The 13,398-nt window shown below is 64.3% G+C and carries 9 protein-coding genes, 1 tRNA gene, 1 pseudogene and 1 other annotated feature; of the genes and pseudogenes, 3 read left to right on the forward strand and 8 right to left on the reverse strand.

Features of this window, described 5'->3' with window-relative positions:
* Window positions 1-1,071 (reverse strand): acyltransferase family protein (locus tag B2V90_RS04670; RefSeq protein ID WP_293919942.1); only part of this gene is annotated, 1,071 nt, incomplete at its 3' end.
* Between the two features lie 181 nt (window positions 1,072-1,252).
* Between B2V90_RS04670 and B2V90_RS04675 the strand changes: the two genes are divergently transcribed.
* On the forward strand, window positions 1,253-2,899 hold the full coding sequence (locus B2V90_RS04675) for an ATP-binding protein (RefSeq protein ID WP_228222022.1): 1,647 nt from the start codon (window positions 1,253-1,255) through the stop codon (window positions 2,897-2,899).
* Between the two features lie 4 nt (window positions 2,900-2,903).
* On the opposite strand, the gene B2V90_RS04680 is transcribed toward B2V90_RS04675, so the two are convergent.
* From B2V90_RS04680 to B2V90_RS04710, 7 genes are all read right to left on the reverse strand, one after another.
* A complete protein-coding gene (locus B2V90_RS04680) occupies window positions 2,904-4,355 on the reverse strand; it encodes an MATE family efflux transporter (RefSeq protein WP_228222023.1) in 1,452 nt (483 codons plus the stop codon).
* A 143-nt stretch (window positions 4,356-4,498) separates the two neighbouring features.
* Window positions 4,499-7,198, reverse strand: coding sequence for a valine--tRNA ligase (locus B2V90_RS04685; protein ID WP_228222024.1), 2,700 nt, complete (start codon window positions 7,196-7,198; stop codon window positions 4,499-4,501).
* Between the two features lie 45 nt (window positions 7,199-7,243).
* Complete coding sequence (locus B2V90_RS04690; RefSeq protein WP_228222025.1) at window positions 7,244-7,930, reverse strand: NnrU family protein; 687 nt, start codon at window positions 7,928-7,930, stop codon at window positions 7,244-7,246.
* Between the two features lie 52 nt (window positions 7,931-7,982).
* Window positions 7,983-10,010 (reverse strand): alpha/beta hydrolase family protein, encoded by a 2,028-nt coding sequence (locus tag B2V90_RS04695; protein ID WP_228222026.1) that lies wholly within the window; start codon window positions 10,008-10,010, stop codon window positions 7,983-7,985.
* A gap of 105 nt (window positions 10,011-10,115) precedes the next feature.
* Window positions 10,116-10,586, reverse strand: a complete 471-nt coding sequence (locus B2V90_RS04700; protein ID WP_009821055.1) for a DUF2497 domain-containing protein — start codon at window positions 10,584-10,586, stop codon at window positions 10,116-10,118.
* Window positions 10,587-10,657: 71 nt separating this feature from the next.
* Window positions 10,658-12,151, reverse strand: a complete 1,494-nt coding sequence (locus B2V90_RS04705) for a TolC family outer membrane protein (RefSeq protein ID WP_009821054.1) — start codon at window positions 12,149-12,151, stop codon at window positions 10,658-10,660.
* Window positions 12,152-12,171: 20 nt separating this feature from the next.
* Entirely contained in the window at window positions 12,172-12,804 is a 633-nt protein-coding gene (locus B2V90_RS04710; protein WP_228222027.1) for a protein-L-isoaspartate O-methyltransferase family protein, read from the reverse strand.
* A 189-nt stretch (window positions 12,805-12,993) separates the two neighbouring features.
* Here B2V90_RS04710 and B2V90_RS04715 point away from each other — a divergent pair.
* A tRNA-Cys gene (locus B2V90_RS04715) sits at window positions 12,994-13,067 on the forward strand.
* 174 nt (window positions 13,068-13,241) lie between these two features.
* Window positions 13,242-13,350, forward strand: a sequence feature (AL1L pseudoknot).
* A pseudogene (locus tag B2V90_RS04720) lies at window positions 13,260-13,398 on the forward strand (IS3 family transposase); the annotation flags it as partial. Its footprint overlaps the feature before it by 91 nt.

The following is a 13,398-nucleotide window of genomic DNA, read 5'->3' on the forward strand; positions in this document are numbered from 1 at the left end:
GAGCCGGCCGCCGCTCAGCAATGCCGCCGCGCGCGGCGCGACGCGCCGCAGCGCCGATCCGACCGCGATGACGACGAGCAGCACGATCAGCGGCTGAAGGATCAGGTAAATCGGATAGAGCGGCGATCCCATGTCGCCGGTGATCTTTCCGATCAACGGGCCGCCCAGCCAGATCAGGATCAGATGCGCGCAGAACAGAAAGAACATATAGGGTTCGATCCGCAGCAGCAGCCCCCGCGCGCCCGATCCCGCCAGTGTCCAGGCGATCCGCCAGAAAGCGACGGCAGCAGCGATCCGCACGCTCATGTCGATTGCGCGCTGCACCGTCGTCCATTCGCCATCCCCCACGGCCACGGCCCGGTAAAGTTGCACCATCATCAGCAAGAGGAAGGGTAGCAGCGCGAGCCATAGCGGCATGCGCGCCACGACCTGCTCTGTCCCCTGCCGGCGCGCCAATATGCCGATGACGAAGAAGAACAGGATCGATGCGCGCATCAGCACCGGCGGCCCCAGCCCCGCCACCTGCGCGGCGGCTGCTGCCAATGCGATCAGAATCAGCACCCAGCCAGGCAGCCGCACCAACAGGGGCGCGACGAGCATGCACAGGAACAGATCGCGCAGGAACGGCATCTGGACATTGATGTCGGGATTGCGCGTCAGGATGAACAATTCCTGCGCCACCCATTCCAGCGAACTGGGCGTGGGCGCCTTAAGATGGAACAGCAAGGCCGCGCCCGATACGAACAGGATGGCAAGCGCGTTCCACAGCACCATCGGCAGCAGGATCGTCCGCGCCTTGCGCGCCACATGCGTGGTCCAGGCGCGCGACGTGCCCGATCCGGCGACCAGCCAGCCCGAGATCAGGCCCAAGAGCGGCACCGCGCTGCGCCCGAACACCTCCATCAGCGTCCAGCGCAGCGTGTCCTGCCCCGTGCCCCGCAAAGCCGCCAGCGCAATGCCGTTGAGCCCGGTCCAGGCATGGACATAGACCACGCCCAATATGCAGATGACCCGCGCGATGGCGATGGCGTCGGATCGGCGTGCGCGGTCGGCGACTATCGTTTCGGACAAGAAAGCATCCTGTGTTCAGCTGGCGCTTGAAATGCCTGAAGCTGATCCATGTTCCCTTGTCCAGCCTTAGCATGCAACCGGCATCACAGACGACCGACGCGGCTAAGCCAAAATTTACCTCTTCCTTCTAAAGCCTTGATGTTTGCCGGGTCTCAATCGGCGCCAAGGAAACGGATGCACCATGTCCTACATGTCGGACGCCCAGAATTTTGCCGCGTCGTCCAAGCCGGATCATCCGCATTCCATGGGCATGATCTTCCAGATTGCCGGGTCGAGTTCCAAAGTTCTGATCGACGCGCAGCGCCTGGGGATATTGGGCCAGGACGCCGATCCCTGCGTCGCGATGGCGGGACAGGTCGGCAGCCAGGTCAAGATGCGGGTCGGCGGCTGCTGGCTCATCGCCAGCGTGCGCACCATGGCGCTGGATCAGGCGACGCACAGCGTCATCGCCGACATTGATTTTCTGGGCGAAGGCGATGAGGAGTCGGCGACCGGCCGCATCCATCATTTCCGGCGCGGCGTCACCCGCTATCCCACGCCCGGCACTGACATCTTCCCGGTGTCGAGCGCCGACATGCAACAGATCTACGCCGCCGATGACCGCGCCAATGTCGAAATCGGCACCGTCTACCCGACCAGCGAAACGCGCGCGGCGCTCTATGTCGATTCGATGCTGGGCAAGCATTTTGCGCTGCTGGGCTCGACCGGCACCGGCAAGTCGACCAGTGCGGCGCTGATCCTGCATCGCATCTGCGACCTGTCGCCCCAGGGGCATATCGTCATGATCGATCCCCATGGCGAATATGGCGCTGCCTTCGCGCAGAATGGTGCGGTCTATGACGTCAGCAACCTGGCCCTGCCCTATTGGCTGATGAATTTCGAGGAGCATTGCGAGGTGTTCGTGACCTCGCAGGGGGCCGACCGCACGGTCGACAGCGACATCCTGGCCAAATGCCTGCTCGCCGCGCGATCGAAGAACCGGCTGGCCGAAAGCATCGGTCGGCTGACGGTCGATTCGCCGGTCCCTTATCTGCTGTCCGACCTCACCACCATCCTTCAGAACGAGATGGGAAAGCTGGACAAGGGCACGGGCGCGCTGCCCTATATGCGGCTCAAGACCAAGATCGACGAGATCAAGGCCGATCCGCGCTACAGCTTCATGTTTTCGGGCATGCTGGTCGCGGACACGATGCAGCAGTTCATTGCCAAGATTTTCCGCCTGCCCTCCGATGGCAAGCCCATTTCCATCATCGACGTGTCGGCCATGCCATCCGACATCACCTCGACCGTGGTGTCGGTGCTGTCGCGGCTGGTGTTCGACTATGCCATCTGGGCACGGGACGAACCGCAGCGGCCGATCCTGCTGGTGTGCGAGGAAGCGCATCGCTACATCCCCTCCTCCACCAGCGGATCGGGTCAGGCCGTGCGCAAGATATTGGAGCGGATCGCCAAGGAAGGCCGCAAATATGGCGTGTCGCTGGGCCTCATCACCCAGCGACCATCCGATCTGGCCGAAGGCGTGCTGTCGCAATGCGGCACCATCATCGCCATGCGCCTCAATAATGATCGCGACCAGGCATTCGTGAAGGCGGCGATGCCCGAAGGCGCGCGCGGCTTCCTGGATACCATTCCTGCGCTGCGCAATCGCGAGGCGATCATCTGCGGCGAAGGCGTCGCGGTGCCGATCCGCGTCGCGCTCGACAATCTGGAGCCGCAGCGCCGCCCGGCATCCAATGATCCCAGCTTTACCGATCTGTGGCGGCAATCGGGCGGCGAGGCTGATATTCTGGCGCGCACCATCACCCGCTGGCGCAGCCAGGGGCGCTGACACCTTATCCTACCGGGGCGATTCGGCCGGCAGGCTCGGTTTCGCTGTTCACGCTTTCGCGGCATTGTTCGGCATGGACCGGCGCCATCAGCTTCGCCTTGCGCCAGCCCCCATGCAGATACACCGCCGACGCGAGCAGCAGCGCGGTCAGCGATCCGGCCGGGAAACTCAGCCACAGGGCGTTCGCATCCACCACTGGATAGGCGAGATAATAAAAGCCCAGCCGCACCGCGAACAATGTGAAGATAAGGATCAGCAGCGGCGCGACCACCACGCCATTGGCCCGCATGACGCCGAACAGGATCATGGTGCAGCCAAAGAAGATGAAGCTCCAGCTGGCGAGCAGCTGCATCGTCCAGGCCGCCTCAATCGCCGCCTGATTATTGCCCAGGAACAGCGCCAGCAGCGGTTCGTGGAACAGCAGGATCACCGCCACCATCGCACTGGTCACGGCCAGCAGATAGCCCAGGCCATAGCCGGTGATGCGGCTGATCCGGTCCCACCGCGCCGCGCCGATATTCTGCGCCGCCATCGCGCTGACCGCTGCGCCCATGGCCATCGCGGGCATTTGAAGATAGGTCCAGATCTGCTGCGCCGCGCCATAGGCGGCCGTCACCAGCAACCCTTCCCGGTTGACGAGGCCGATCATCACCAGGCCAGAGAGCGACATGACGATCATCTGCAAGCCCATCGGCAGCCCCTTGCCCAGCAGCACGCGCATCTGGTCTGCTGCGGGCCAGAGGTAGCGCAGTTCGGCCCCGCGCAGCCGCAGCGGCATGTCCTTGGCATAGATGAAAGCGACGACGCCGATCAGGCTGATGAACCCGGCCGCCGCTGTCGCCGCTGCTGACCCCGCAATGCCGAAAGCCGGGACCGGCCCCAGCCCCAGGATCAGTACGGGATTGAGCACCAGGTCGATGGCGACGCTGACGATCATGAAGATGAGCGGAGTGCGCGCGTCGCCCGCGCCGCGCAGGCCCATCATGATCATGACGACCAGCAAGGTCGCGGGCATGGCGAAGAAAATAACGCGCAGATAAACGAGCGCCAGGTCGAACGCCTCCTGCGGCGTCGCGAGCAGCCGCAGCAGCGCGGGTGCGCCGATCCAGCCAGCGATGGCGACGCCCAGCCCCAGCATCGAACAGAAGCCGACGGCGGTGCCGAAGGCGCGGCGCGCCGCATCGATATCCTTCGCGCCGACCGACTGGGCGACCACCACGGTCGACGCCATGCCGAACCCGAACACGACGGAAAACATGAGGAACATGATGATATTGGCGTTGGCGGTCGCGGCGAGCGCCTGCGCGCCCAGGAAACGGCCGACCCAGATGGCGTTGATCGAGCCATTCAAGGACTGGAGGATGTTGGACGCCAGCGTCGGCATGGCAAAGAGCAGCAGCGTCGATCCGATCGCCCCCTGCGTCAGGTCCTTACTGCCTGATTTGCCTGTCGCCATTGTCTGCATCTCCCCGCACAGGCTGGATGAGGAGGCGGACCATGGCCGCCTCCGTTCGCCCTGAGCCTGTCGAAGGGCCATTCTTCTATCAAGGAAGAAAGGGGCTTCGACAAGCTCAGCCCGAACGGGTCATATGCGCGTGCTTATCCCAACCGATCCAGCGCCGCTTTCAACCGCTCGGCTTCGGCAGTCTTTTCAGCATGATCCTCGCGCGCCTTGGCGACGGCTTCGGGCTTGGCCTTTTCGACGAAGCTGGCATTGGACAGGCGACCGCCCAGACCATCGCGCTCCTTCTCCGCGCTGGCCAGCGCCTTGGCAAGTCGCGCCTTTTCCGCCGCAATATCGATCACGCCTTCCAGCGGCAGGATGAACGTCGCCTCGTCCACCACGATCTGCGCCGCGCCGCCGGCGGGCGGTTCGCCAAAGCTCAGGCTCTCCACCCGGCCAAGCCGCGCCAGCGCGACGCCCTGCCGGTCGAGCCGGCGGTGCGTGTCCTCCGCTGCGCCGCTCACGACTATGGGTAGCTTCGCGCCCGGCGGGACATTGAGTTCCGTCCGCGCAGTGCGGATCGCGCTCACCAGTCGGATCAGCCAGTCGATTTCCGACTGCGCTTCCCTGTCCACGGCGGCCAGCGCCTGCGGCCACTGCGCGACGATCAGTTCGTTCGCGCGCGCGCCGGTCAGGCTCCATAACTCTTCGGTTATGAATGGCATGAACGGGTGCAGCATGACGAGGATCTGATCGAACGCCCAGCCCGCGACGGCGCGGGTTTCATCGTCCATCGCGCCTTTGGTCAGTTCGATATACCAGTCGCAAAACTGGTCCCAGACGAAGTGATAGATGGCGTTGGCCGCTGCATCGAAGCGCAGGTCGGCCATGGCAAGGTCAATCGCCTGCACCGTGGCCACCGTCTCGGCGATGATCCAGCGATTGACCGGCAGCGTGGCGGCGGGCGCTTCATGGGCTGTCGAGGCGGTTACGCCGTTCGATTGCAGAAAACGCGCCGCATTCCACAGCTTGGTGGCGAAGTTGCGATAGCCCTCGACCCGCTTTTCATCCATCTTCACGTCGCGGCCCTGGCTTTCCATCGCCGCCATGAAGAAGCGCAGCGCATCCGCGCCGAACCGGTCGATCAGGCCCAGCGGATCAACCACATTGCCCTTGGACTTGGACATTTTCTGCCCATCCGCTGCGCGGACGAGGCCATGGAGATAGAGTTTGCGCCACGGCACATCACCCATGAACTCCATGCCCTGCATCGCCATGCGCGCGTCCCAGAAGAACAGGATGTCGAAGCCTGAAATCAGCAGATCGTTGGGATAGTGGCGTGAAAGCGTCTCGCTCTGTTCCGGCCAGCCCAGCGTGCCGAACGGCCAGAGCGCGGACGAGAACCAAGTGTCGAGCACATCGGGATCGCGCGTCAACGCCTTGTTGCCCGCCAGAGCCTGCGCTTCGGCTTCGGTTTCAGCGACATAGCTGTTGCCGTCCGCATCGAACCAGGCCGGAATCTGATGCCCCCACCACAGTTGCCGCGACACGCACCAGGGCTGGATATTCTCCATCCAGTTGAAGAAGGTCTTTTCCCATGTCTTGGGCACGATCTCGATCGCGCCATCGCGCACGGCCTGCATCGGCGCCTGCGCCAGCTTTGCCGCGTCGACATACCATTGGTCGGTCAGCCAGGGTTCGATGACCACGCCGGAGCGATCCCCGAACGGCGTCTGGATCGTGCGCGGCTCGAAATCGGCGGAAACCTCCTCACCGTCCTTGTTCTTCGTCACATGCGGGACGAGGAAACCGAGCGCCTTCATCTCAGCCACCACGGCTTCGCGCGCGCCATCGACGCCGTCGCGCTTGAAGCGGTGCAGCCTCAGAAATGCGTCGGGGATCAGGCCGTCGGCGGTCTGGACGACATTGGCGTCTGCGTCGAACATGTTGAGCATGTCGCCGGCCTTGAAGCCCGCGCGCTTGCCCACCTCGAAATCGTTGAAGTCATGTCCCGGCGTGATCTTGACCGCGCCCGTGCCCAGTTCCGGGTCGGCATGGTCGTCGGCGACGATGGGAACGCGCCGGCCGGTGATCGGAAGAACGATCTGCTTGCCGATGACATCCTTGTAGCGCGCGTCGTCGGGATGCACCGCGACCGCCATGTCGGCCAGCATCGTTTCGGGCCGCGTCGTCGCGACGACGATGTGGTCGCTGCCATCGGCCAGGGTCACGCCGTCCGCCAGCGGATAGCGGAAGCGCCAGAAGCCGCCCTTGGTCTCTACCGTCTCGACCTCCAGGTCCGAAATGGCGGAGCGGAAATGCGGGTCCCAGTTGACCAGCCTTTTGTCGCGGTAGAGCAGGCCGCGCTTGTGCAGTTCCACGAACACCTTGACCACGGCCTTGGAAAAGCCCTCGTCCATGGTGAAGCGCTCGTTCGCCCAGTCCATGGAGCAGCCCAGCCGCCGCAGCTGACGCGTGATCGCGCCGCCGCTTTCGGCTTTCCACTCCCACACCTTGGCAATGAAATCCTCGCGGCTATAGTCGGTGCGCTTTTCGCCCATGGCGTTGAGTTGGCGTTCCACCACCATTTGTGTGGCGATACCCGCATGGTCGGTGCCCACAACCCACAGCGCATCCTTGCCGCGCAGCCGTTCATAGCGGATGACGATATCCTGCAACGTGTTGTCGAGCGCATGGCCGATATGCAGGCTGCCCGTGACATTGGGCGGCGGATTGACGATGGTGAAAGGCGTGGCGTCGGGGCGATCGGGGCGGAACAGCCCCTTTTCCTCCCAATGCTGATACCAGCGGGTTTCGATGGACGCGGGGTCGAATGTCTTGGGCAGCTCGGTCATGACAGCGCCCTTAAAGGCCCTGCCCGCTCCATTCCAGCGAAACTATCAGCCGATCCAGCGCCAGATGCCCGCCGCCCAGCCCGCAAGCGGCATATGCGCCCAGGTCGCGGCCAGCCACACGACCACGCCGCCCGCCAGGGCATGCGCGCCGAACCGCCCGAACCGCGCCCGTCCCGCCACGATGGCGGCGAACGGCCAATAGCTGGTCTTCGCCTCCCATTCCCGCCATTGCGCCGGTTGCAGCCGTTCCTTTTTCCGGTCCTGCAATGCCGCGCCGACCAGCGAGAGGATCAGAATGGCGAGCGCGACGATGATATTCTTGGCCACCGGGTAGACCAGAATATGGCTCAGCCCCCACAGGGCAAAGGCCCAGAGCATGGGATGACGCGTCACCGCGAATACGCCCTTCGCCTGCGCCGGCACGCGCACCGCGCCGTCCGGGTCGGGCATTGCCGGATTGCCGACCAGCGATCCCATTAGAAGGACCGACGCCAACAACATGATGATCGTCGCCAGCGCCCACAGGCCATCGCCAACCGGCCAGAGCATTTCCGTTACGGATGCGGAACGATACGCCATGACCAACCACCCGAGGGTCGCGAAGGCCACCAGCGAATAGAGCCCCAGAAACCCCTTCTCCCCCACCCGCGCGACCAGCGGCGCGCGCAAGGGGTGGGACAACAGGAAATGCGTGCCGACAAAGGCAATCGCCGCACTCATCACCATCAACATGGCCGCCCCCTTTGCAAAGAAGCGGCCAGTCTATCACAGCCCGCGCTGCTGTCTATTTCGCCGTCCACTTGTCAAGCCAGCCCAGCGCCTCGCCATACCATTGCAGTGAGTTTTTGGGCTTGAGCACCCAGTGATTTTCATCGGGGAAAACCAGCAGTTTCGATGGGATGTCCCGCCGTTGCAACGCGGTGAAGGCGGCCAGCCCCTGGGTATAGGGAATGCGGAAATCCTTTTCCCCCGTCACCACCAGCATCGGCGTCTTCCATTGCGCGACATGGTTGACCGGGTTCCATTTCTCGAACTCCTGCGGCACCTCAAAATAAGGGCCGCCATGTTCCCATTCGTCGAACCAAAGCTCCTCGGTTTCATAAGCCATGGCCCGCGCATCGAACACGCCGTCATGCTGGACCAGGCATTTGAACCCGTCGGGCCACTGCCCCGCGATCCAGTTCATCATATAGCCGCCATAGCTGGCGCCGAGCGCGCAGGCATTGCCGGCATCGACCTGCGCATCCTGCGCCGCGGCGGCGGCCAGGCCCAGTTTCAGGTCTTCCAGCGGCTTGCCGCCCCAATCCTTGTTGATGCTGTCGGTAAAGGTCTGGCCATAGCCGGTGGAGCCGTGGAAATCGACGATCACCGCGGCATAGCCATGGGCGGCGAAAGCCTTGGGATTCCAGCGATAGGACCAGCTGTCGTTGAAGCTGCCCTGCGGCCCGCCATGGACCAGGAAGGCGACGGGCAATTTGCCGGTCACGCCCCTGGGCTTGACGATCTGCCCCCAGACAGTGTCGCCATTGGCGCCCTTGAAGCTGTAGCGTTCGACCGACACATCGTCGACGCCCGCCAGCTTGTTGGCATTGACCTGGGTCAGGCGCACCGGCTTGCCCCTGGCCGGCATCTTCCAAAAATCAGCGGGCGACTGGATGCTGTCGAGCGCATAGACGAACCCGCCCTGCGGCAGGGGAATGACGCTGCCGGCATGGCCCTTGCCGGTCAGGCGCGTCACCTTGCCCGACGTGGCATCGACCCGGAACACCGGATTGTCGAGCACGTCATTGGCCGTCACCAGCAGCGACTGGGCATCCGCCGCCCAGGCGATCGACCCGACCGACCGGTCCCATCCTTCGGTCAGCGCGCGCGTTTCGCCGGTCGCGATATTGCGCAGCGTCAGCACCAGCCGGTCCGCTTCGTAACCCGGCCGCTTCATCGCCGCATAGGCCAGCCATTGGCCATCGGGCGACACCGCCGGCATCGTGTCGGTCGCGTCATTGGCGTCGGTCAGGTTGGTCGGCGCCGCGCTGCCATCGGCGGGGGTGGAGAAAATGTCGAGATTGGTCGACAGCGGCTCGATCCGTCCCGCCTCCCGCAAGGCGAAGAACAGGGTCTTGCCGTCCCTGCTCCAGGCGATCTCTTCCGCGCCTCCAAAGGGCTTTGACGGGCTGTCGCCGACCAGGCCGCCCATCACTGACACGGCTGGGCCACCGGCAATGGGCATGACGAAAATCTGCGACCGCTGGCCATCCGACCATGTGTCCCAATGGCGCACGAACAGTTGCTCGTAAACGCGGCCGCTGCCCGCATCTGCCGGCGCGGTCGGCTTTACATCGTCCAGCGTCTTCGCGCCCACCGGCCGGTCGGCCCATAGCGCGACCTTCATGCCATCGGGGCTGAGCAGGAAACCGGAAATGCCGCCGGGCGCCTTGCTGATCTGAACCGGATCACCGCCGCTCAGCGCCACGCGCCAGAGTTGATCGTCGCCGCTCGCGTCCGACTGAAAGTAGAGCGCCGACCCGTCGGGCGAAAAGACGGGCGAGGCTTCATTCTTGTCCGCCACCGAAGCGATCCTGCGCGGCGTCTGGCCTGGCCGATCGATGGCAAGCAGATAAAGGTCCGTGCGCCCGCGATTGGCGGCCAGGTCGGTGCTGCGCAGCTGATAGGCCAGCCATTTGCCGTCCGGCGACACCGCCGGCGCGCCGATCCGGTCAAGGCTCACCATGTCGGCGGGCGTGAACGGCCGGGCCAGCGCGGGCGCGCAGGCCAGCGCCATCGCGCCGATCCCTGCAAGCAGCAAAGTCTTCATGCATATGTCCCCATGTCGTGCAGACGACGGTTAAGGCCGCAAGGCCCGTGCGCCGTCAGGATGACAGGGGTCTAGGCCGCTGCGTCAGCGGCCGCAAGACCGGCCTTAGCGGCTGGTGATGCGCGCGATTTCCTTGGCCACCATATCCTCGACCAGCGCGGGAAGGCGTGCATCGAGCCATTCCTTGAGCATCGGCCGCAGCATGGAGCGGACCAGGCCGTCCAGCGTGTTTTCCTCGCCATCGCGCGGCGCGACCAGCATGGAGGACAGCGCGGAAAGCGAATGGCGCGCGGCCACCTCGCTTTCGACCGACAGGATCGTATCCTCGCCTTTCGGATCGGACGGCTTGGTGGCAGCAGCTTTGGGAGCGGGCATCACTTCCTCCTCCGCGACCTCATCGGTCAATTCCAGCACTTCCTCGATCGCTGGCGCGACCGGCACGGACGCCGCCCGGGCGCTATCGGCGCGGGTACGGCGGGGCGCGGCCTGCACCGCTTCTTCGCCTTCCTCGGCGATGATCCGCTTGATGGACGAGAGTATCTCTTCCATCGAGGGTTCCTTGGTCATGTCACCCATGGATAGTCCCCGTCCAAAATCCATTGCGCAGCAATACCGCCTTAGAATTACCTGATCCGGTTAACAAGCGGTTAAGGCTGGCGGGCCGTCGCGGGATCGACTTTGGCATCCTGCGCGGGCGTGTCAACGGTCCGCGTCGCCACTGGCGCGGGCGCGGCGCCCCAGTCCCAGTCGAACCATTTGCCCTCTACCCGGTCATAATTGACCATCGGATCATAGAGCGTGCCGCTTTCCAGTCCCAAATCCTTCGCTTCGGCGTGCCCCATCGCGGCGAGCAGCGTGAAGCCGGCGACATAGGCGTTGCGCTGCGCCGACACCAGTTCGACCCGGGCGATCAGCGCTTCCTGCTCGGCATTGAGGATGTCTAGGATGGTGCGGCTGCCCACCGAATTTTCCGCCCGCACGCCTTCCAGCGACAAGCCCGTGGCGTCCACCGCCTTGCGGCTGGACTGGATCGTCTGGAGCGACGCCTGCCAGCTGGCATAGGCCGCACGCGTCTGAGCGATGACGTTGCGTTCGGTTTCAATCTCCTGCTCGATCGCCTGCGATTCGAGCGCCTGGTTCTGCCGCACCTGCGCGGCGGGTCGTCCACCCTGATAGAGCGGGATCGTCAGTTGGACGCCAGCGGCGGCCTGCTTGTTGACCTGCGGCCCTTCGATGCTGTTGCCGTCGGCGTCGAGCGCCGTGCCACCGAGCGTATGGAGATAGTTGGTATAGCCCGCCTGGGTGAAGGCGGAGATGGTCGGCAGCACGGTGCCGCGCGCCGCCTTCACGTCATAACGCCGCGCATCGCGCTGCTTCTTGGCCGCCAATATGTCGGGATTGTCATTGAGCGCGACGCGCACCGCGATCGACGGATCTGCCGGCAGACCGGGAAGCTGCGGCGGCGGCTCCAGCGCATCGGGCGCTTCCCCCACCAGCGCGATGTAATTTTCGCGGCTGGTGATAAGGTTGGCCTGCGCCGTCTGCAGGTCGGACCGGGCCAGCGCCAGCCGCGATTCGGACTGGGCGACGTCAGTGCGCGTCAGGTCGCCGACCTCGAACCGGTCGTTGGTCGCCTGAAGATTGACCTCCAGCACATTCACATTGGCCTGATTGAGCGACACGATCGCGCTGTCGCGGATCACGTCCATATAGGCCGCGACGGTTTGCGAGAAAATGCTGGCTTCGGTGCCGCGCAGGCCCGCCTGCCCCGCCTCCACCCGCACTTCGGCGGCCTTGACGCTGTTGCGCACGGACCCGCCGGAATAGATCGGCACGCTCAGGGATGCCTGGGCGTTTAGCGTGCGCTGGGGCGAGGTGAAGCTGATCGTGGGCTTGAGGATGCTTTCGCTATAGCTGCCCTGGATGTCGGCGGCCGGTCGACCATTGGCCTTTTGAATAGGCACATTCTCGTCGGTCGCGCGCTGCCCCGCGCGCGCGCCGGTCAGCGTCGGGTTCGACGCATAGGCCTTCGCCAGCGCGCCCTGCAGCGTTTCGGCATGCACGGGCAGGCTGATGGCGGAAGACAGCAACAGCAGGGCAGCTGCGGCATGGTGCCGTTTATAGGTGCGCTTGCCTGTCATCTCCCCCGCTCATCCTCCTTCTAGAACGTAAACGTCTTGGCCGCGCCGAACCCGGGCAGAGCCACCATTTCAATATCCGCCAGGCTGCTAAGCCCCAGCGCGCCGCCGACCATCCGGCCCGCGCACAGACGCGTGACGCCACGATCGATGATTCCGGTCACGACGCGGGCGCCATCGGCAAGCTGCTGAACGAGCGCGGCGGGGACTTCCTCCACCGCGCCATCGATGAACAATATGTCATAGGGCGCGCCATCGGGCGCACCGGCGGCCAGAGCGCCCCGCACGAGGGTCACGCCCGGGACGGCAATCTCGGGACCGCCTTCTTCTTCCACCGCCGTCACCTGCGCGCCCATTTCGGCGAGCAGCGCGGTGCTGTAGCCGGTCGCCGCGCCGATCAGCAGCACCTTGTCCCCCGCATCAACCTGCGCTTCCTTGAGCAGCCGACCGGTCACCAGCGGCGCGTTGAGCGCGCGGCCACCGCTCAACGGAATGGGACGGTCGATATAGGTCATGGCGCGGCGCTCGGCGGGAACATAATCTTCCCGCGGCACCCGGGCCATCACGGCGATCACGCGCTGGTCGTCCACGTCGCTGGTGCGCAACTGGCTTTCGACCATGGCGGTCCGCATCGAAGAATAGGTCTGCTCGCTCACGATAGTTCCTCGCTTGGCACAACTGTATTGGCAATGCAATACACTAAGGAGATCATCGGACCTCTAAATCAGCGGGCGCGCCGCGCCAAGCGGCTTTGCATGGACACGCCCAAGAATCTTAGGGCGCCGCCAAGCCATCCGGCTTGACTTTGCGATCAAAGCCGCACATTTGCGGCGTCCCACTTGCAAGGCCCGATGGCGGAGTGGTGACGCAGCGGACTGCAAATCCGTGCACGCCGGTTCGATTCCGGCTCGGGCCTCCATTTGAACGCGCCAACACCTTAATTTGGTACGTGTTTTTCCGGTGGTTAAGAGGACATCCCCTCACCCTTGCCCACATCGGGTTGCGGCTGGGCGCGAAAGAGAGCGAACTGTGACGGGCAAAACACAGTTTCGCAAAATCATCAGGCCTGGCCTATCTCATCAGCCTGTCTCCTTGGTTATTTGACCGTCCCCGGCCGCCCGTTCAAACGATGACGGCCTTCATAGACGAGCATCGCGGAATATAGGGTCGAGCCGATGTACAGGGTTCTGCCAATTGCCCCATCCACCTATCATGAGTGGGTCGCACAGCGACGTGATCCGGAGCGCCTG

Source organism: Sphingobium sp. UBA5915 (assembly GCF_002431195.1).
Classification (GTDB): Bacteria; Pseudomonadota; Alphaproteobacteria; order Sphingomonadales; family Sphingomonadaceae; genus Sphingobium; species Sphingobium soli.

Excerpts from the sequence above, each read along its gene's own strand:
- B2V90_RS04675 (WP_228222022.1), top strand. The coding sequence starts at position 1,253 with ATGTCCTACATGTCGGACGCCCAGAATTTTGCCGCGTCGTCCAAGCCG.
- B2V90_RS04680 (WP_228222023.1), bottom strand. The coding sequence starts at position 4,355 with ATGGCGACAGGCAAATCAGGCAGTAAGGACCTGACGCAGGGGGCGATC.
- B2V90_RS04700 (WP_009821055.1), bottom strand. The coding sequence starts at position 10,586 with ATGGGTGACATGACCAAGGAACCCTCGATGGAAGAGATACTCTCGTCC.
- B2V90_RS04695 (WP_228222026.1), bottom strand. The coding sequence starts at position 10,010 with ATGAAGACTTTGCTGCTTGCAGGGATCGGCGCGATGGCGCTGGCCTGC.
- B2V90_RS04685 (WP_228222024.1), bottom strand. The coding sequence starts at position 7,198 with ATGACCGAGCTGCCCAAGACATTCGACCCCGCGTCCATCGAAACCCGC.
- B2V90_RS04705 (WP_009821054.1), bottom strand. The coding sequence starts at position 12,151 with ATGACAGGCAAGCGCACCTATAAACGGCACCATGCCGCAGCTGCCCTG.
- B2V90_RS04690 (WP_228222025.1), bottom strand. The coding sequence starts at position 7,930 with ATGTTGATGGTGATGAGTGCGGCGATTGCCTTTGTCGGCACGCATTTC.